Raw genomic sequence first — 17,496 nt, 5'->3', positions numbered from 1 at the left:
CGGCCTCGCGCGGCACACGCACAGTGTCATCGGTTTCATGACACTCCCCATCGGGGGCCCTGAAACGACCGGCGCCGCGCCCGCTCTTCGTTAAAGTCGATGACGGCGGCAGAAGGCATGATGAGTTCGCGCCTACCGCCCGGGCCGCTACGCAACCCGGGCTGTCGCCGGCCTCCGCGGACCAGATACCAACCGCCCAGCGCGAGCAGCACTGGAAGAATGCCCAGCATCCGCGCGTGTGATTGAATGTCAGTGATAGTGACCATGATCGAATATTCCCTCTGTGACGATCATATCGCCCTCATCCCGCATCAAATGGGTTTTTTTCGCGCGTCGGCATCCCGGCGGACTGACTGCCGCTGGGTTCGTTATCCTTTCCAAAAAGCGGCAATGTGTCTGTACAAGCCAATGGAAAAATTAAATTTTTACCTTCGCTCCGTACGCATTTTATCGCATTACTCTTCACGGCAAATCACCGGCATATGTCCCTTCGGGATGCGTCGCAACCGACATACCCGCGGTCTCCGACGGCCCGCGACGACCGTCGTCGACCGACCTGGTTCTGCCTCGTCACAGTCTCCGCAGGGTGCACTCCCACCTCGAGCAGCGCCGGGCCATGGGAACGCAGCAGCGCGTCGATTGCCGACCGTAGTAGGCGCTGTCTCAGTCGAAATTTATCTTGCGCTGGCTACTCCGTAATGCCCTTCTTGTTGGCCAATTGCTGTGCCATCTGATAATGCTCCTTGATGGTCGGCAGCGCTTTTTGCGCGGCCTTCTTCAGGTCGGCATTCTGACCGTCGGAGATTTCTTTCTCGAACGCCGCGATTGCCTCCTTGTGGCCCTCCAGCCCGACCTTTGAGATATACGCTTTGTCGAAGGCGGGTCCTTTCAGCGGCTTCAGCGAGTCCAGCAATGTCGTATCTGAATTGTCTTTTGGTACCGCAACGCCACGCGGGGCCGCCATCTTTAGCTGCAACGTCAGCTTCGTATGGTCGAGAATCATGTGATGCGCGAAGGACTTCACGTCTTTGTCTGTCGAGTTCGAGGTTGCGAGCTTGGACGCGTCGATCTCCGTCGACGACGCCATGGAGGCGGACTGCACAAACTCGCTGTCCACATGGGGTAACGCATTGGCAGCGGTCGTCGATGCCGCCTGTGTTTGTGCAATTGCATCGATAGAAATCACGCAGGCGCTTGCAAGGACGACAGTAATCATAGTGGATCTGTTCAGAGCGTATTTCATAACTTTACTCATCGATGGCTTATTTTCGAGCTTCGCTTGGCGCTGCGCAACACGCATGCCAGATGTTGGATTTATCTCTGAAGACACGACCCGCTCCGGGTAGAAGCTCCGGGCACAGCGCATGCGATGACGCTGTCGCAGGTCCTCCGTTGCGTCACTGCGCGCACACCACGCCAGGGCGTTCGCCCTGAGACCGGGTCGGCGTCATCCCGCACATGCGATCGTCATCGCCCACCAGCCGGCTTTTCTGACAAACCGTCGTCCGTTGCGTAATGCTTCATTCACGAGAGCATGCCGCTACGGACCCGACTACATTTTTTTGGAGAAATGCGATGTTTGTGCACAACAAGCGACTGCAATACACCGTCCGCGTAGCGGCGCCCAACCCCGGACTGGCCAATCTGCTACTTGAGCAGTTTGGAGGACCGCAAGGTGAACTGGCGGCAGCGTGCAGGTATTTCACTCAGGCGGTAAGCGAGGATGACCCGGGACGACGCGATATGCTGTTTGACATTGCGACCGAAGAACTCAGCCACCTTGAAATCATCGGCTCGATCGTCGCGATGCTTAACAAGGGCGCAAAGGGTCAACTCGCTGAGGGAGTAGAGTCCGAAGCGGAGCTTTACCGTTCGCTCACGGCAGGCGGCAACGATTCGCATATCACGTCACTCCTGTACGGTGGCGGTCCTTCCTTGACCAATTCTGCCGGGGTGCCATGGACAGCCGCGTACATCGACACCATCGGTGAGCCAACTGCGGATCTTCGCTCGAATATCGCGGCTGAGGCTCGAGCGAAGATCGTCTACGAGCGACTGATGAACGTAACCGACGATCCCGGCATCTCGGAGGCGCTTGGATTCCTGATGACCCGCGAAATCGCACATCAGAAATCGTTCGAGAAAGCGTTGCATTCGATCCAGCCGAACTTCCCGCAGGGAAAATTGCCAGGGGTCCCGCAGTACACCAACGTTTATTACAACATGTCGAGCGGAGACGACGCTCCGCGCGGCCCCTGGAACGACGGGCCAAATTGGGAGTACGTGGAGAATCCGGAACCGGCGGTTGACGGCGGCGATGGTCTCGCTACGGTTCAGGTATCTGAACAGGATGTCGAACTGCTCAGCGCCATGGCATCGAGAACTGCATCCGCGGCCGAGTCGGATCCGGTCACTGGGGCCGACCTTGGCGCTGGGCAGGAAGCCGCATCGCAGAAGTAAGGGGCCAGCAGGTCGCCGATCGCAAGACCGGCGGCCTGCCTTGGCGGCCCCCGCGCAGTGCGAACTGAGCTTAACCCCCAACCATCCACCTAAAACCAATGTTCCGAAATACCCTTCCTGAGACCGACGTTCCCACCGATGCCACGCTCGCGTGTGCCGTTGAAATTTTTTCTGCATTCGAGAAAATGACTGCGTTGAACTTGCAGGCCATAATAACCGCGCTGCGCGAACAGCATTCTCTGTTGGGCGCGATGATTACTGCCCCTTCTGTGGCTGACGCCATCGGAATTCAGTCCCTCCATCTCCAGACGACAAGCCAGAAAGTCCATGTGTACTGGCGTCGCGTAGAGGAGATTACCGTAGAGACGTTTATCGGGCTTTTCGTGCCAATACGCGGGGCTTTCACCGATCCCGGGAATCGCGCGCGGCGAGGACTGAGCCTCGCTCTGGATTTGCAGTAAAAGGGACCCGGCCGCTATAAGTCTTTTGCCGAAGCGGCCGCCGCCGGTGTTTCCCCGTTATCCGGCGGTCGCGATGTCCTAGTGCCAGAAAAGCGCGATCAGGATGATGATAGGGATGGGTACTCCGAGCATGTAAAGAAGAATCGAACGCATGATTACCTCCGTGGTTATTGGACTGGGGTTCCACTTATATTTGGCGTACCCGACCGCCATGAGTCGCAAACAGGCTCGCGGAAAATGCGCCCATCAGAAGAGACACAAATAGCCACAGCGACGCGCCGATTGTCACTTTGCGTGCCTTGTCAGCGGCGGCCTTCGTGGCGTCCTCGAGCGCGGCGAGCTTCTGCAAAAGATTTGAGTATGCGGCCTTTACCCGAGCCTGTGCGGCCTCCGGCGAAAGTCCTGTGCGTTGCGCTACCATGCGGCCCAGATAGGCGGAATCCTCTGGCGATAGTTGAGCGCCGGTTGCCGCGCTATTCAGAAAGATGCGTGCCGCTTCCTGGCGTGCCGACCCAGTATTATCGACCGGCGCGTTCGCCGCAGGCGGTGAGCCCGCTGGCGAGCGGAACAGAGAATCGATAAGGTAACCGAGGGGCCAGGTCTTAAGCGCCGCGTCCGCATTGCCACGCATCATCGTCGTCATCGCGCCGTAATTGCTCTCACCTCCAGATGCCACGGCCTGAGTACCCGCACGCAGCGCATCAGAAACGGCTGAAGTAAGGATGGCGGCGGTCAGTAGCGTCGCTACGGCCCAGCTCAGAAAACCATGCGCGGTGTCACGGAAATGCAACTCGTCGGCGCTGATCGCTACCCACCGTCGACGCAAACGTCCGGCTAGATATCCGCCTAGTCCAGACGTGAGGATCGAGGTGACGCAGACCCACAATACTGCGGCAAAGCCGAAAGCTTTCGCGTTGGAACTACTCGAGGACCAGGGCGAGAGCGCGGTGAGGCCCAAGCCTGTTCCAAGCGTGAGCAAAATGAGGGCGAATGCGGCGGCACTGACACCCCCTGCGAAGACTGCTCCCCATGAAACCGCACCATCGTGCTGATGGGTAAACAATATGGGGCTATCCGCTTCCAGCGGATAGCCCGCGTGCTCCTTGATGTGGCTCATTGTCAGTCTCCATTACCTTTGTCGATGCTACTGCCTCAATGTATCGACCCGGCTAGACAGGTGCCGGGGCGGGCAAAACCGCATCAAACGACAGCATTTTCCGTTCCTCCGCCCGGATTACCTATTTACCCTCGTAGTTCGGCCGGTCCCGCGAGCGACGGCCGCAGGCCCACTTCATGCGTAGCCGCAAACAAACCCGAGAAACCTAAACTGCTGTCGACGGTGGTTGTGTCCAAGTCGCGTCGTACCGGGAAGAATATCGCCGGCACTGAAGGCCGCAGGGCATTCCCCACAGCGCTTCGCGACAGCAGGCTGGCGCGCTTATCGCGGGTGTTCGTGTGCCGCAAGACAGTCCATGAGTGGCTCCCGATCAGCGACGGCAAGGCCACTGTCCGATGGTCCGCCTGATGAACACGAGCGAGCAGCGCCTGCCCGAAAGAGCTACGACGAATCGCTCGAAAACCACCGATACACCGTCGTGGATGCCAAGCAGCGTCGTGGAGTTCGTCAAAAGTTTCGAGGTTCTTTTTCGAAGGATGGCCGCCGCTATGCACGCCGCGCGTCCAGTACAACCACGGCACGGCGATCTGCCAGCCGTGGTGGATAAACCCTCAACTGATTGGACCGATCGGGTCTGGAGAACAGGAGACACCATGCTTGCCGTCATCATTCCCGCTCACAACGAGGCTCACCTGATCGGCCGCTGCGTGCGCTCGGTTGTTGCAGCGAGCAGACATCCAGCGCTCGGGGCGGAGGAGGTCGCGATTTTCGTGGTCGCGGATACCTGCGCCGACGGAACCGCGCAGATCGCAGCCTCGCTAGGTGCGGCGGTGCTGACCGTCGAGCTGCGGAACGTCGGATCGGCCCGCGCGGCCGGGGCACAGCGGGCTCTCGATCAAGGCGCCCGGTGGCTCGCGTTCACAGACGCCGATACAACCGTCCCGGCCGACTGGCTCGTGCAGCAGCTTCACTGTAGCGCAGACGCGGTGTGCGGGGTCGTCAGCGTTGAAAACTGGACCGGCCATAGCACTGCGGTCCAAACGGACTTCATCGCGACCTATCGGGATCGAGATGGTCACCGACATATTCACGGGGCGAACCTGGGCGTGTCCGCCTCGGCTTACCGGGCGGTGGGCGGTTTCGGAGCGCTTGCATCGGACGAGGACGTCGCACTGGTCGACGCGCTCATGGCCGCCGACGCGACCATTGCATGGAGCGCCAAGGTGCGGGTCGTCACGAGCGCACGTCTGGACTCACGGGCGCCGGCGGGTTTCGGCGCGGCATTGCGCGCTGCAGGTCAGCGACTCGCGGCCGCGCCTACGACGCAGGAAGTCGTCGTGACACCGCCGCCACAGAGAGCGTAAGTCCATGAGAGACCGTCACCGACGGGCTGCGCGCGCCTGCTTATTTCAAAGGAGACTTGCCATGATCAGGGCCGCCATTTTTGATATCGACGGAACTCTGGTCGATCCTGTCGACCTGCATACGACCGCTAAGCAGGAAGTTCGCGAGGTTTGGTCACGACGTCACGTTCCAGGAGGCGAGAAGCCTGATAGGAAAAGGTGGAGACAAGCTAGTGCCAATGTTTCTCAGCGCTCATCAGCAGCGCGATTACGGCGGTGCGCTGGAGCAATGGCGCGGCGAGCGGTTCAAATCGAGATACCTGCCTATGGCGCGTCCGTTTGCCGCAGTGCCAGAATTGCTACAGCGGGTGCCCGATGCCGGCCTCAGGGTGGCGGTGGCATCGTCCGCCAGAAGGGACGAGCTTGATAACTATTTTGAAATCGCGGGAATTGGGATGTTGGTCGGCCGGAGGATGCGCTGCTGTGTATCCGGGCTCGGGTGCGCTCTTGGCCTGCTTCGATGATTCACCGCTCGCGGGGTGACGCTAGGGAGACGATCGAAGCCGGGCAACCGTCGGACCATCGTTGTACCGGGCGGCACGATGTTTGCGCAACATTGTCGGCGGCACGACCGCCGTAGTCGATGTCCGGCGCGACGTTTTTAGAAAGGCGGCGCTGAGCGGTGCGGTTCCTTTGAATCTGAACTGTCGACACCGAGTATCGCGCAGATAAGTCAACTATCTTCCGGAGCAAATTTTCATGGAAACCACAACGAGCGAGACAAAGTCGGGATCCACCTCCCGCGACGCGTTAGCATTCCTTGAGGCGGAGCATCGCGCAGTAGAGAAGCTGTTCGCCGCGTTCAGAAAGTCCTCGGACCACGACCTCGAACGGAAGGCGGCGCTCGCACAGCGGGCCTGTGAAGAACTGTCGATCCATACGATTCTCGAAGAAGAGTTGCTATACCCAGCGGCCGAGAAAGCGCTGCCTGACAGCGACAAGGTCGACGTCGATGAAGCATACGTCGAGCACTTTCTAGTCAAGACCCTGATCGCGAAGTTTGAGACGCTCAAGGCAGGCGACAAGGGATTTGATGCGACTTTCAAGGTGATGAGCGAGATGGTTGGACACCATGTCGAAGAGGAAGAGCAGGAGCTTTTCCCGGAGTTGCGCAAGTCAAACTGCGATCTGCGCGCCTTGGGGGAAAAGATCGCGAAACGCAAGGCAGAGTTGCAGGCGAGGCTGGATGCGGTGGGGAGCAGATCGGTAGGTGACAAGACTGGATCGCTTTGATCGAGCCCTTTGCCGCGAGTGAGAAGCCCGATTGGACGGAGGATTGCACATGAACGATAGCCTCTAACGACGTGCACTTCTTCTACGCCTTGGCGACGTGTTCGAGGCGATCGCATGCGTGATGAGGTGCGCAGACAGGTCCAACACGGTAGGAGAGGCGGTCGCTCAGGAAGATACCCTGACGGCGTTCCCGATTCTGCGCACAGTCGACGCTGAAATGACGCCGTTGGAATTCGCAAGGAGTGCTGCCAGCGCATTCTTTTTGTGGCCAAAGGCGCTTCTGGACGAGCACCTTAACCGGCGTCTTCTGGCCAACCTTGTGCAGCACGACCTGTTCAGCGGCAACCAGAGCGGTTGGGATGCCTATGTGGCTGAACGCAGGCAACAGGTGCCGTGGTTCGGAGAAACTCTGGATAAGGTATCGGAGCCACATCTCGGGCCCGGCAATGCTGGAAGGCCACCGTCGGGATACTGACGGCGCCTGCAGTACCGGCCCGGATAATGAAACGCCAATGTGCTAAATCTCAAGATAGCGACTTTTAACATCAACGGGATCCGTTCCCGGCTGCCCACACTGCTCACCTGGCTACGGGAAGTGTCGCCAGACATCGTCTGCCTGCAGGAACTCAAAGCCACCGATTCAGCTTTTCCGGTCGCGGCGATCAACGACGCCGGATACGGAGCCATCTGGCACGGCCAAAGCGGATGGAATGGCGTGGCCATCCTTGCAAGAGACGCTGAGCCCATAGAAGGTCGCCGCGGTCTGCCGGGAGATCAGTCCGACAGGCAAAGCCGCTACCTCGAGGCGGCCGTCTCCGGTTTGCTGGTCGGTTGCCTCTATCTACCAAATGGCAATCCACAACCGGGCCCGAAGTTTGATTACAAGCTGGCGTGGTTCGCGCGGCTGATTGAATATGCGCAGCTGCTTGCTGACAGCGGGCACCCGGTCATTCTCGCCGGTGACTATAACGTTGTCCCGACGGATGGGGATATCTACAACCCGCGCTCATGGGCCGACAACGCGCTGCTGCAACCACAAAGCCGTGAATGCTTCAGCGAACTTTTGGGGCAGGGATGGACGGATGCTATCCGCCACGTCTATCCTGACCAGCGGATCTACACTTATTGGGACTATCTCCGGCGCCGCCGGGGAACGGGATTTGGCCTGCGCATTGACCATCTGCTGCTGAGCGACGTTGTTGTGCCGCGCCTTCGGGACGCAGGTGTCGACGCGTGGGTCAGGGACTTGCCCATTGCGAGCGATCACGCGCCCACGTGGATCGAACTCTCTCCGCCGAAGAAAACAAGCCGGCGCGCCAGCTGATCGCGAAAAGACATCGACACTCGCGCAGTGCAAGGGCGCCTAGCCGCACGACGGCATTGAACCACGCTCGCTACCGCTACCTGGGGTAAGCGAGCGTGGTTGAGACCAGCCGACGAACCTGCCGTGTTACCCAGCCCGCACTTCGATGCGACGTGGCCGCGCTTCCTCGCGCCGGGGAATGCTGAGTTTCAGCACACCGCCCTGCAGATTGGCATCGACCTTTGACGTGTCGAAGTCTTCGCTGAGGGTAAAGGCCCGCGCGAAGAACGGCGCGCGTATCTCTGCGTGATGCAGTCGCAGATCCCCCGGCGTCGGTACAACGGCTTCCGCCTCGATATATAACCGTCCATCGTGGACCTTGACATCGAGCCTGTCGCGCGGGACACCGGGCAGGTCAGCCCACAGCGTAATGCCATGGCTGTCCTCAACAATATCCACTGCGGGCGTGATTGAGACACGGCGAGCGCTTTCCGGGGTGCGGCGTTCCACTTCGCCCTTGTTCGGGTTTGCGATCTGGGTGGTGTCGTTCATGGCATCCTCCTCGTTTTACTGGACGGTAATAGCACGCGGCTTTGACGCTTCGCGCTTGCCGATGCGCACGGTCAGGCAGCCGTTCGAGTAGGCCGCCTCAACCTTGTCGGGATCGGCATTCTGCGGAAGCTCGATCACGCGTCGAAACGTTCCGAAAAACCGTTCGCTTGCGTAGGACCGGGTTTCGTTACCCGAGGCCAGTTCAGGCGCCTTCCGTTCGCCCGCGATGGTCAGTGTGCCCTTGTCCACGGTCACTTCAAGCGCGGCCGGGTCAATGCCCGGTGCGAACGCGACGACGTCGATGGAATCATCCGTGCTGCCGATGTTCAGGGGCGGAAATGCGTCGGTACGGCTTGACCGGATGCTGGACGGAAGGTTGCCGAAAAGCGTCGACATCTGCCGTTGCAGACGATCAAGTTCTCCAAACAGGCCGTTGCTAAAGTAGAAGTCACTCATGATTCAGGTCTCCGATGATGCGAAGTGATCAGAAGCTCTCGCCCGCTGCTGCGGGACCACAACTGCGCACTAGCAGGCTATTGCGAGGCAGAAATAGGCTCTGAAGATGAAGTTTCAACATTGCCGAAGCGAATATTGAGCGACTCCGGTTATAAAGAGTCAGTTATGTTGAAACCCGGGCGTTGACCTCTATTTAAAGCGCGCGGTGATTTTACTGATGGAGGAATAAATGGAGTTCGACACTGACTGGGTTACGCTCGGAAAGCACCGTGTGCGCTTTCATGCGACCTGTGGTTTCCCGGCCGAGCGCCTGCGGGTGGTTGCGGAGGTCGCGCGGGTGGCAATCGAGAGCAACATGAGCGCGCGTGCGCGACTGGTCGAGGTGGTGTTCCGCGATCCGGATAGCGCGTATGAGATATCCGTGGGGACCACAATGAACGAGGACCGGGCGTGTGCCGGACCGGTTGAAGCGGCCCTCGCGACGGTTCTCGGTCTCACATCCGACCAGCTCACGCTGACAGTGAAGGTCGTGTCCCAAGATGAGGTGGACCTTAGCTTCGGCACGTACGAACGGCTCCTGGCGCAGAAGATAGGGGCCACGGCGCCAATCCAGTAAGTCAACGCTTCTCCGCAATTTTCCGCCCTTGCTTCAAGGGATCGATGCGTACTTGCTGCCGCGAGCGGCGGTGAGCAGACCAATAGGAAGCGTGTTTTGCGGGAGCATCAGAATGTCTCCTCGTCGGGATCGGGCCCGCGCGTCGGTCCGGGCGGTTGCGCGATCCTCACGGCGCGTCCCGAGCGCGCGGACTCGTAGATGGCCTCTACGATGCGCTGATCCTGCAATCCTTCCTCTCCCGGAGTATGGGGTGTCTGATTGCGTGCCACGCATAACGACATGTGGTCAATCTCACGAGCAAACTGGTTTTCAGGATCAATCGTTATGTCGATCGTCGCGTTCTTTCCCTCGACCAGCGTCCCCTTGCGCATCTGCAAGCCGTTATAGCCAAACGCCGGATTCATTTCCGCCCATCCCTGCGCACCCTGCAGCCGGAAAAACCGCGATTCATGGCTCGCATAGCTGGCCATGCACGTCGCCGACCACCCGCTCGGGAAACGTAAAACGAAATGCACAGACTGCTCGACCTCCCGAAAACGCGGATCATCGGCAGGACGGAAGACTGAGGCGATCACCTCGTGGGGTTCTTCCCCGCTCAGAAAGCGTGCGGCGTTCAGGCAATAGATGCCCACATCCGGCAGCGGGCCGCCGCCAGCCAGAGCGAGATTCAGCCGCCACTGCGCCGGGTCTCCCACGTTCTGCGAATTGCCGGCAATGAACTCGCGCAGCGGCCCAAGTTGCTTTTCCTTTACCCGTCTGGCAATCATCCGATCCATCGCCTCATACTGACTACGATAGGCAATCATCAAGAAGCGCTGCGCTTTTCTGCAGGCATCAATCATCCGCTGACATTCGACGCTGCTCACAGCCATAGGCTTTTCGCACAGCACGTGCTTGCCGATCGCTGCAGCGCGCACCGTGTACTCAGCATGCATTCCATTTGGCAACACTACGTACATCACCTGCACCTCGCGGTTATCAGCCATACGCTCGTACGTGTGGTAGTCATAGATGGCATCCTCCCGCACCCCGTACTGACGCCCGACCTTGCGGGCCTTATCCGAATCGCCGCTTACCAGCGCGACGACCTTCGAATACTTGCATTGCGACATAGCCGGGAGGATCTGGTTGAGCGACAGCCGGCCCAACCCGACGATGGCGTATCCGACGCGCTGATCCGGGGCAGCGGCCGGATCAGGTGTGCTCTCGGCCTGTTCGGTCTGCGGGTCCTGAATCAGGGACAGCTTTACTCTATTCGGGTCGCCAGGCGTTGGCGCTGCTGCGAGCACTTTGCCAGTGACGCCGGCCAGCAGCAGTGCTGCGGCGCCGGTGCCGGTTCGCTGAAGAAAGCCACGACGAGCGACACCGCCTCCGACCGGCTTCGCGGCTATTGCCGCGCCGGCATGTGACTGATTCAGGTCGTCGGGTAGCGTGTGCTCGCCAGGTTGACCCTGCGGAATGAGTTGCGTCATCTGATTTCTCCAGCGGGAACGTCGTCGAAGGAAAAGGCATCTGCATACAGCGAGCAACTCTTATTCCTCCTGCGCTGCATGGCGGAATATGGAGCGGAGAAGAGGCAGGCAATAACCGAAGAACGATTCGTCTTGCGGTGGCGATGGGCCTCATGGCGATGCGATAGCGCGCACGAGCGCATCAAAACGTGCGTCAGAATGAATGGCGAATGCCGGCCATCACGCCTAGCTGGCCGATACCGGCAGCGGGCGTCGAACCAGGACCGCCCTGGCTGAGCGTGTAGTGCGCCTTCGCGCTGTTGCACAGATAGCCGCTCTGCAGATAGACGGCTGTACGCTTCGACAGCAGATACGTCCCGCGCAACGCTGCCAGCGTGGCGCGCGTGTCCTGCTGTCGATCGATCGTGCGATACACGCCTCCATCGACGATCAACGCCGGCGTCACGAAGTACGTGGCGGTCAGATAGTAGATATTGCTGCGCACGTTCGGTAGCGCGGGCGACGCGGTCTCCACCCAACGGCCCAGCCAGCCGCCGCCGACTTTTAACTGCCCCACGTTGAAGTAGCCGTTCAGTTGCGTGTGGGCGTCCTTGTCGCCGCTGCTGGCCAACGCGATCGGCGCGGCTCCGTTGAAAAAACTGGCGGCCGCGCCGGGGCCGCCGTGCTGTTCGTCGTACGACGCCGCGACGCCGAACACACTGGCGTCATAGCGCAGCATCGCCGACCATTGGCGACACGCCTGCGCGTTACCCGGAATCGAACCCGCACACGTGCCCTGCCCCGGCGAATTGCCCGTGCCCGCCGAGTCTCGTCCGAACGAATAGGTCGCGCCCGCTGTCACGCCACCCAAGCTGCCCTTGTACGCGATCGTGTTGTCGCTGCGTGCGTTGGGAATGTAGGCATCGAGCGAGCCGACTCCACCGTAAATGTCCGGACCGAGCGCATCCGCGTCGGCAATCGCCCAGAACGACATGGTGTACTGGCGCCCGAACGTCAACGTGCCGTAGGGGCTCGACAAGCCCACCCATGCCTGCCGTCCGAACAGCCGGCCGCCCTGGTTTGTGTCGCCGCCGCGCACATTGAAACCATCCTCCAGCGTGAACACCGCGGCGAGGCCCCCGCCCAGATCCTCCTGGCCGCGCAGCCCCCAACGCGACGGCATCGAACCGGTGATGCCCGGCATCCGCACGAGCTTGTCGCCGGCCGCATCGGCATGCGTGACAAGTTCGATACCGGTATCGAGAATCCCGTACAGCGTCACGCTGCTTTGTGCGAATGCTGAACCGCTCAGGACAAGCGCGGCGGCCGCCGCAATGGTTTTATGTTTCATGTCTCCACCCATATGTCGTTTTGTGTTTTGGGTCGACGGCGCGGCAGAGGCGCCGGCGATCTTCGTGATACCTGTTTCACGGCTGCCCGCTCAGGCGCGAGTCGTCATGCGTCGGCGGGACTGCCGTTGCGATACAGCCGGCCGGTCACGAGCATGGCGATGCAGGCAATCACCACCGGCGCGGCAAAGAAAGCGAAGGTGGTCTCGACGCGGTGAAACGCGACCAGCAGAACGCCTCCCGTCATCGAACCGATGATCGAGCCGATGCGACCCACGCCGAGCGCCCAGCTCACGCCCGTGGCTCGCGCCGCCGTCATGTAGAAACCGGCTACCAGTACGTTCGCGGCGGTCTGTGCACCCGACAGGCCGAATCCGGCCATGAACACCGACACGTACACCCACATCGGCTCGTGAATCGAGAAGCCGATCAATGCCGTCGAGACAGCCGCGATCGCATAGGAGCCGGCCAGCACGAAGAACGGATTCGCGCGATCCATCAGCCGCGCGTTAAGCAGCGAACCGAGCGTGCCGCCGAGCGGCATCATCGCGCCCACCCGGGCCGCATGAGACGCGTCGATACCCGCGCCGGCAATCACCGACGGCAGCCAGCTGCTGACCTGGTAGTACACCCACAGCGTGCAGAAGAACGCGAGCCACAGCAGCAGCGTGCCCGCGCGGTAGCGTTGGCTGAACAGCGTGCCGATCGCCGTCTCGCGGACCACGCCCGCCTGCGCGTCTTCAGGCGCGATCTGCTCGACCGGCGTATTCGCGTCGCCCGTCAGGCGCTTCATCACACGCCGCACTTCCGCCTGATAGCGCGGCTTACGCGCCATGAAACGCAGCGATTCCGGCATCCAGATCCAGACGATGGGCGTCAGCACCAGCGGGAACAGCCCACCGAACAAGAAGACGCCTTTCCAGCCGAAGCGCGGAATCAGCAACGCGGCCACGGCGCCGCCGAACGCGAGGCCGAGGGTGAAGCCGCAGAACATCAGTGTGACTCTCAGAGCGCGACTGCGCGCCGGGCTGAATTCGGACGCCAACGTGATCGCATTCGGCATGGCGCCGCCCAGACCCGCGCCGGTGGCGAAGCGCAGCGCGACCAGCCAGAGCGGCGACGGGGCATACGCGCACGCCAGGCTGCCGATGCCGAACAGCACCAGCGAAATCGTGATGACGCGCTTGCGTCCGATGCGGTCGGCGAGCGGCCCGAACAGAAAGCTGCCGACCGTGAGCCCGAACAGGCCCGCGCCGAAGATCGGCCCGAGTTGCGCCGGACTCAGCGCCCACGACTGCTTCAGTAACGGGGCCACGTAACCCACCGACGCCACGTCGAAGCCATCGGCGCCGACGACCAGAAAACAAAGGAACAAGGTAAGGACCTGCAGCGCGGAGGTGTTCTTGCCGCCCTCGACGCGATCCGGCGTCATTGTCTGAACCTGCATTGCCTGTCTCCAAAGGATGGTTCGCTTGCGTGCGAAACTAGTTGTGATCGCAGGTCGCCGGATAAGCCCGGGACGCTGTTGCCCGACAGCGCGTCGTGACGATGAGCCGGGTACGTTCAGGCAACCGACGGACACGCCCGCCACGTCGACTGGCCCGCTTCCTGAGGCTGACGCCCGAGCGTGCACAGCACGGCGGCATCGAATTCGTCGTTCAGAACGTTGCCCCGCCACGCGACATGCTGGTCGGGACGGATCAGCACGAAGGCCGCCTTGTAAAGCGCCGCCACCGCCGCTTCGTTGGTTCGCACGGCGCTCAGGTGCGGCAGCGTCGCCGCGGCCCGCCGATAGGCGTCGTCGCGTTCCACGTCGACGCCGGCTTCGCCGATGCACAGCAGCGTGAATCCGGCGCCGAACGCGTCGTACAGCGAAGCGCCGCCGGCAAGCCACGCATGCGGCGCGCGATGCCCCGGCCGTGCACAGGGCACGTAGAGATTCGCGGTATCCGGCGCCGCGGCACCGGGCTCCGCGCGAAGTAGCGGCGACGCTTCGTAACGGGTGCCGAGATGCACGCCTGGAATCACAAACTCGGCGGTCGCGTGGAACTTCAGGTAGTCGCCGACCGCGGCACGCGCGGCGTCGCCGGCACCGCCTGGCTCATAAGCTGCGGCAGGCACCTGCACGTGACCGATGCTGTCCGCGAAGCCGCGCGCGAACGCGGTGTTGCGCAACGCCGCGGGGCGACGTTCCGCTTCGTAACTCGCGCCGAGCGCCGCGCCCGCCGCGCCCTTGACCATGGCCTCGAGCTTCCAGGCGAGATTGGCCGCGTCGTCGATGCCGGTGTTGTAGCCAAGGCCGCCGGTCGGTGTGAAGAGATGCGCGGCATCGCCGGCAAGGAACACCCGTTGTTCCGAGAACTTTTCCGCCACCAGCGCGAAGCCCGCCGTCCATCGCGAACGGCTCCTGACGACGAACGGAATGTCCGCGCCGATCGCTTCGGCAATGCGCAGCCTGACATCGTCCGTGGCGGCGGATTCGCCGTTGCGCGCCTGCACGTTCATGATGAAATGCCCCTTACCGTCAACCGCAATCAGCAGCGCGCGCTGCGTTGGGCTGAAGGTCCAGTATTGCCACGCGGGAGCATGCGGGCTCACACGGTAAAGATCGGGCGCATAGAAATAAACGGCATCCATCTGGCCGCCCATGAACTCGCGTTTTTCACCGGCGACCCCTTCGTAGCCGATACCAAGTGTTTTGCGCACCAGACTCCGCGGTCCGTCGCAACCAACCAGGTAACGCGCCGTGACGGTCCGTATCGGCGCGTCGCGCCCGGCGGTCGCGTCCGTTTCGACGGTCGCGCTGACGCCCTCGCCGCTCTGGGTGAAACCGGTCACCCGTGCGTTGAAATGAACGTTGCAATGCGTATGACGGCGCGCCGCCGCAAGCAAAACCGGCTCGACATACAACTGCGAGCAACGGTGCGGCGGCTCGGGCGTCGCCCAGGTGAACGAATGGGCTTGGGCCCAAGCCTCGGCGTCCTGTGAAGCCGGTTGCGCGAGTCGCGCCAACTCGTGGCCGCCGATCGACGTGAAGTACGCGACATCCGGCGCGTAGTCGCGCGGCAGACCCAACGCACGCACGGAAGTGGCAATACCGATGCGGCGGAAATGCTCCATGGTGCGTGCGCTATTGGCATTCGAGGCAGGATGCGTGCAAGTGCTGGCCTTCGCATCGAACAGTTCGACGCTAACGCCACGCTGGCCGAGCTCCGCCGCGAGAAAAAGACCTACCGGGCCACCGCCCACGATGATGACGTCGCAATCCACTGCTGTCTCCTGAACCTTCTTATTGACCGTGGATGCGAAGTTAAAGGCGACAGGCGTATAAATCTATACAATGAATTTCATACCGATAATGAATCTGGTGCATACATGCCCATGCCGGATCTGAACTTCTTGTATGTCCTTCAGGCGCTGGGCGAGGAGCGCAGCGTGTCGCGCGCGGCCGAACGCCTCGGTCTCACCCAGCCCGCGGTCAGCCACGCATTAGGGAAACTCCGGACGCTGTTTCAGGACGATCTGTTCGTACGGGCCGGACCTTTGATGGCGCCCACGCCGGTCGGCGAGCGCCTGATCGAGGGTGTCGGGAAGGTGCTGGCTCTGGTTCAGCAGGAAATCTGGAGTGCCAAGTCATTCGATGCGGCGACCACCACGCGCACCTTCTCCGTCTGTCTGAGCGACATGGGTGTGATCGTCCTTCTGCCGCGCCTGCTGGCCGCGGTGCGCGAGCGCGCTCCGTTCGCCACACTCAAGCCGATTCAGGTGCCGTCGCTGGAACTCGCGAGCGCGCTGCAGGATGGCGCGGTCGATCTCGCCATCGGCTACCTGGGCAAACTGGGCGACAACCTTCATCAGCAACGGCTGTTCCGCCGTTCGCTGGTCGGCATCATCAAGGGCGGCACCACGCGCAGGAAAGTGAGGTTGACGCTCGAGACCTTCCTCGCGAAAAAGCACGTGGTGGCCGGCACGCTGGCACTGACCAATCAGTTGCTCGAGAAGGAAATGCGCGTGCATGGCGCGCGTTTGAAGGTCGGCGTCGAGGTGCCTTATCTGCTGGCGGTGCCGAGTCTCGTCGCGAATTCGGACTTTATCGCGGCGGTGCCCGACGAGCTTGCGGAACTGTTCTCGCGCCTGTCGGACGTCGACGTGTTCCCGCTACCCATCAGGCTGCCGGATCTGATCGTGCAGCAGTTCTGGCATGCCCGTTATCACAACGATTCCGGGCACCGCTGGTTTCGCGCGTTGGTCGCGCAGACGCTGCGTCAGGACTGACGCCCCGCCCTGTTGCCAAGCCGTGCGGAGGCGCCGCTTCGTCACCTCCCTGCACAGCGCCCTGGCTGAACCTCAAACTTCGTCAGCGGGAGCGGACGGTAGCCCGACCCGGTCGAATATCGGACCGTGTGGGCTCGGGCACTCGGCGATCGGCGCATAGGCGAGCGTTTTCGCCTCCACCGGATCGACGCCGAAAGCGCGGAGCATCGCGTACATCGACTGTTCCATGTAGTCCAACGGGGCCGATGTGGAAAGCAGCGTTTCGATGCCGTACCGTATCGCGCCCAACGCGATATCCCGCGCCACCAATACGTCGACGTCGCTGAACCGTTCACCGTCGATGGCCAGTTGCAGATCGCGGGTCAGGTATTCATCGAGCAGTCGTCCGCGCGAGCCGCGCTTTGTTCCAACACGGGTGATGAATGCGCCCCACAGCGGGTAGCGCGTTGCCATCTGCATGTACAACCGCGAACCGACTACGACCCGTTGGGCGGGGTCGTCTATCTGTCGGACCAACGGATCGATCACGCCGAGTACTTCGTCGCTACTCTCGCCCGCAACGGCCGACAGCAACTCGCCGGTCGTGCGGAAGTAGTTGTAGAACGTGCCGCGCGCAACGCCGGCCGCAGCGATGAAATCATCGATAATGGGGGCGTCGGGCCCCTTTTGTGCAAAAACAATCAGCGCGCTCTCGATGAGGCGATTGCGCGTTTTTTCGCGCCGCAGCGCGCCCACGCGGGTCTGGTAATTCTCTGATGCCTCGAGGTCGCCCATTCTCTTCTCGTTGATCCGTCTAGTTAGTCGAACAGTTCGCGTGCGG

At 61.5% G+C, this 17,496-nt stretch carries 17 protein-coding genes; 8 read left to right on the top strand and 9 right to left on the bottom strand.

The genetic code is table 11. The annotated features are described in order from the left end of the window. Nucleotides 1-688: 688 nt before the first annotated feature. Nucleotides 689-1,216 carry a DUF4142 domain-containing protein gene (locus LFL96_RS35210; protein WP_281004355.1) on the bottom strand — a complete coding sequence of 176 codons (528 nt, stop codon included), beginning with the start codon at nt 1,214-1,216 and terminating at the stop codon, nt 689-691. A 359-nt stretch (nt 1,217-1,575) separates the two neighbouring features. Between LFL96_RS35210 and LFL96_RS35205 the strand changes: the two genes are divergently transcribed. Further along, nucleotides 1,576-2,460, top strand: a complete 885-nt coding sequence (locus tag LFL96_RS35205) for a manganese catalase family protein (RefSeq protein ID WP_281004270.1) — start codon at nt 1,576-1,578, stop codon at nt 2,458-2,460. A 98-nt stretch (nt 2,461-2,558) separates the two neighbouring features. Next, complete coding sequence (locus LFL96_RS35200; protein ID WP_281004269.1) at nt 2,559-2,921, top strand: phasin family protein; 363 nt, start codon at nt 2,559-2,561, stop codon at nt 2,919-2,921. A gap of 187 nt (nt 2,922-3,108) precedes the next feature. Here the strand turns inward: LFL96_RS35200 and LFL96_RS35195 are convergent, their stop codons facing one another. Further along, on the bottom strand, nt 3,109-4,038 hold the full coding sequence (locus LFL96_RS35195; RefSeq protein WP_281004268.1) for a hypothetical protein: 930 nt from the start codon (nt 4,036-4,038) through the stop codon (nt 3,109-3,111). 653 nt (nt 4,039-4,691) lie between these two features. Between LFL96_RS35195 and LFL96_RS35190 the strand changes: the two genes are divergently transcribed. The 4 genes from LFL96_RS35190 (at nt 4,692) to LFL96_RS35175 (ending at nt 7,998) form a co-directional block, all read left to right on the top strand. Next, complete coding sequence (locus tag LFL96_RS35190) at nt 4,692-5,402, top strand: glycosyltransferase family 2 protein (protein ID WP_281004354.1); 711 nt, start codon at nt 4,692-4,694, stop codon at nt 5,400-5,402. 738 nt (nt 5,403-6,140) lie between these two features. Next, entirely contained in the window at nt 6,141-6,674 is a 534-nt protein-coding gene (locus tag LFL96_RS35185; protein WP_281004267.1) for a hemerythrin domain-containing protein, read from the top strand. A 97-nt stretch (nt 6,675-6,771) separates the two neighbouring features. After that, nucleotides 6,772-7,149 (top strand): hypothetical protein, encoded by a 378-nt coding sequence (locus LFL96_RS35180; RefSeq protein WP_281004266.1) that lies wholly within the window; start codon nt 6,772-6,774, stop codon nt 7,147-7,149. A 39-nt stretch (nt 7,150-7,188) separates the two neighbouring features. Further along, nucleotides 7,189-7,998 carry an exodeoxyribonuclease III gene (locus LFL96_RS35175; protein WP_281004265.1) on the top strand — a complete coding sequence of 270 codons (810 nt, stop codon included), beginning with the start codon at nt 7,189-7,191 and terminating at the stop codon, nt 7,996-7,998. 126 nt (nt 7,999-8,124) lie between these two features. On the opposite strand, the gene LFL96_RS35170 is transcribed toward LFL96_RS35175, so the two are convergent. Both LFL96_RS35170 and LFL96_RS35165 read right to left on the bottom strand, forming a co-directional pair. Continuing rightward, on the bottom strand, nt 8,125-8,529 hold the full coding sequence (locus LFL96_RS35170; RefSeq protein ID WP_281004264.1) for an Hsp20/alpha crystallin family protein: 405 nt from the start codon (nt 8,527-8,529) through the stop codon (nt 8,125-8,127). Nucleotides 8,530-8,544: 15 nt separating this feature from the next. After that, the gene (locus LFL96_RS35165) at nt 8,545-8,985 is read right to left on the bottom strand and encodes an Hsp20/alpha crystallin family protein (RefSeq protein ID WP_281004263.1); all 441 of its coding nucleotides are present in this window, start codon (nt 8,983-8,985) and stop codon (nt 8,545-8,547) included. A 229-nt stretch (nt 8,986-9,214) separates the two neighbouring features. On the opposite strand from LFL96_RS35165, the gene LFL96_RS35160 reads away from it, so the two are divergent. Beyond that, complete coding sequence (locus tag LFL96_RS35160; protein ID WP_281004262.1) at nt 9,215-9,601, top strand: hypothetical protein; 387 nt, start codon at nt 9,215-9,217, stop codon at nt 9,599-9,601. Nucleotides 9,602-9,708: 107 nt separating this feature from the next. On the opposite strand, the gene LFL96_RS35155 is transcribed toward LFL96_RS35160, so the two are convergent. The 4 genes from LFL96_RS35155 to LFL96_RS35140 all read right to left on the bottom strand — a co-directional run bounded on the left by LFL96_RS35155 (nt 9,709) and on the right by LFL96_RS35140 (nt 15,671). Beyond that, nucleotides 9,709-11,073, bottom strand: coding sequence for a Gfo/Idh/MocA family oxidoreductase (locus tag LFL96_RS35155; RefSeq protein ID WP_281004261.1), 1,365 nt, complete (start codon nt 11,071-11,073; stop codon nt 9,709-9,711). A 193-nt stretch (nt 11,074-11,266) separates the two neighbouring features. Further along, complete coding sequence (locus tag LFL96_RS35150) at nt 11,267-12,403, bottom strand: porin (protein WP_281004260.1); 1,137 nt, start codon at nt 12,401-12,403, stop codon at nt 11,267-11,269. 104 nt (nt 12,404-12,507) lie between these two features. Then, nucleotides 12,508-13,848: an MFS transporter gene (locus LFL96_RS35145; RefSeq protein WP_281004259.1), complete on the bottom strand. Its 1,341-nt coding sequence runs from the start codon at nt 13,846-13,848 to the stop codon at nt 12,508-12,510. A 116-nt stretch (nt 13,849-13,964) separates the two neighbouring features. Next, nucleotides 13,965-15,671 (bottom strand): FAD-dependent oxidoreductase, encoded by a 1,707-nt coding sequence (locus tag LFL96_RS35140; protein ID WP_281004258.1) that lies wholly within the window; start codon nt 15,669-15,671, stop codon nt 13,965-13,967. A 105-nt stretch (nt 15,672-15,776) separates the two neighbouring features. Here LFL96_RS35140 and LFL96_RS35135 point away from each other — a divergent pair, with 105 nt between their 5' ends. Beyond that, complete coding sequence (locus LFL96_RS35135) at nt 15,777-16,676, top strand: LysR family transcriptional regulator (protein ID WP_281004257.1); 900 nt, start codon at nt 15,777-15,779, stop codon at nt 16,674-16,676. A 72-nt stretch (nt 16,677-16,748) separates the two neighbouring features. Here the strand turns inward: LFL96_RS35135 and LFL96_RS35130 are convergent, their stop codons facing one another. Further along, nucleotides 16,749-17,450, bottom strand: coding sequence for a TetR/AcrR family transcriptional regulator (locus tag LFL96_RS35130; RefSeq protein ID WP_281004256.1), 702 nt, complete (start codon nt 17,448-17,450; stop codon nt 16,749-16,751). Nucleotides 17,451-17,496: the final 46 nt, after the last annotated feature.

This window comes from Paraburkholderia sp. D15 (assembly GCF_029910215.1).
Lineage (GTDB): Bacteria > Pseudomonadota > Gammaproteobacteria > Burkholderiales > Burkholderiaceae > Paraburkholderia.
Note: the sequence above shows the minus strand (reverse complement) of the source record. Positions and strands in the feature narration are given on the sequence as shown.

What these genes read in the sequence shown, in the direction of transcription:
- LFL96_RS35210 (WP_281004355.1), bottom strand. Translation starts at nt 1,216, where the DNA reads ATGATTACTGTCGTCCTTGCAAGCGCCTGCGTGATTTCTATCGATGCA.
- LFL96_RS35205 (WP_281004270.1), top strand. Translation starts at nt 1,576, where the DNA reads ATGTTTGTGCACAACAAGCGACTGCAATACACCGTCCGCGTAGCGGCG.
- LFL96_RS35200 (WP_281004269.1), top strand. Translation starts at nt 2,559, where the DNA reads ATGTTCCGAAATACCCTTCCTGAGACCGACGTTCCCACCGATGCCACG.
- LFL96_RS35195 (WP_281004268.1), bottom strand. Translation starts at nt 4,038, where the DNA reads ATGAGCCACATCAAGGAGCACGCGGGCTATCCGCTGGAAGCGGATAGC.
- LFL96_RS35190 (WP_281004354.1), top strand. Translation starts at nt 4,692, where the DNA reads ATGCTTGCCGTCATCATTCCCGCTCACAACGAGGCTCACCTGATCGGC.
- LFL96_RS35185 (WP_281004267.1), top strand. Translation starts at nt 6,141, where the DNA reads ATGGAAACCACAACGAGCGAGACAAAGTCGGGATCCACCTCCCGCGAC.
- LFL96_RS35170 (WP_281004264.1), bottom strand. Translation starts at nt 8,529, where the DNA reads ATGAACGACACCACCCAGATCGCAAACCCGAACAAGGGCGAAGTGGAA.
- LFL96_RS35165 (WP_281004263.1), bottom strand. Translation starts at nt 8,985, where the DNA reads ATGAGTGACTTCTACTTTAGCAACGGCCTGTTTGGAGAACTTGATCGT.
- LFL96_RS35160 (WP_281004262.1), top strand. Translation starts at nt 9,215, where the DNA reads ATGGAGTTCGACACTGACTGGGTTACGCTCGGAAAGCACCGTGTGCGC.
- LFL96_RS35155 (WP_281004261.1), bottom strand. Translation starts at nt 11,073, where the DNA reads ATGACGCAACTCATTCCGCAGGGTCAACCTGGCGAGCACACGCTACCC.
- LFL96_RS35150 (WP_281004260.1), bottom strand. Translation starts at nt 12,403, where the DNA reads ATGAAACATAAAACCATTGCGGCGGCCGCCGCGCTTGTCCTGAGCGGT.
- LFL96_RS35145 (WP_281004259.1), bottom strand. Translation starts at nt 13,848, where the DNA reads ATGCAGGTTCAGACAATGACGCCGGATCGCGTCGAGGGCGGCAAGAAC.
- LFL96_RS35135 (WP_281004257.1), top strand. Translation starts at nt 15,777, where the DNA reads ATGCCCATGCCGGATCTGAACTTCTTGTATGTCCTTCAGGCGCTGGGC.
- LFL96_RS35130 (WP_281004256.1), bottom strand. Translation starts at nt 17,450, where the DNA reads ATGGGCGACCTCGAGGCATCAGAGAATTACCAGACCCGCGTGGGCGCG.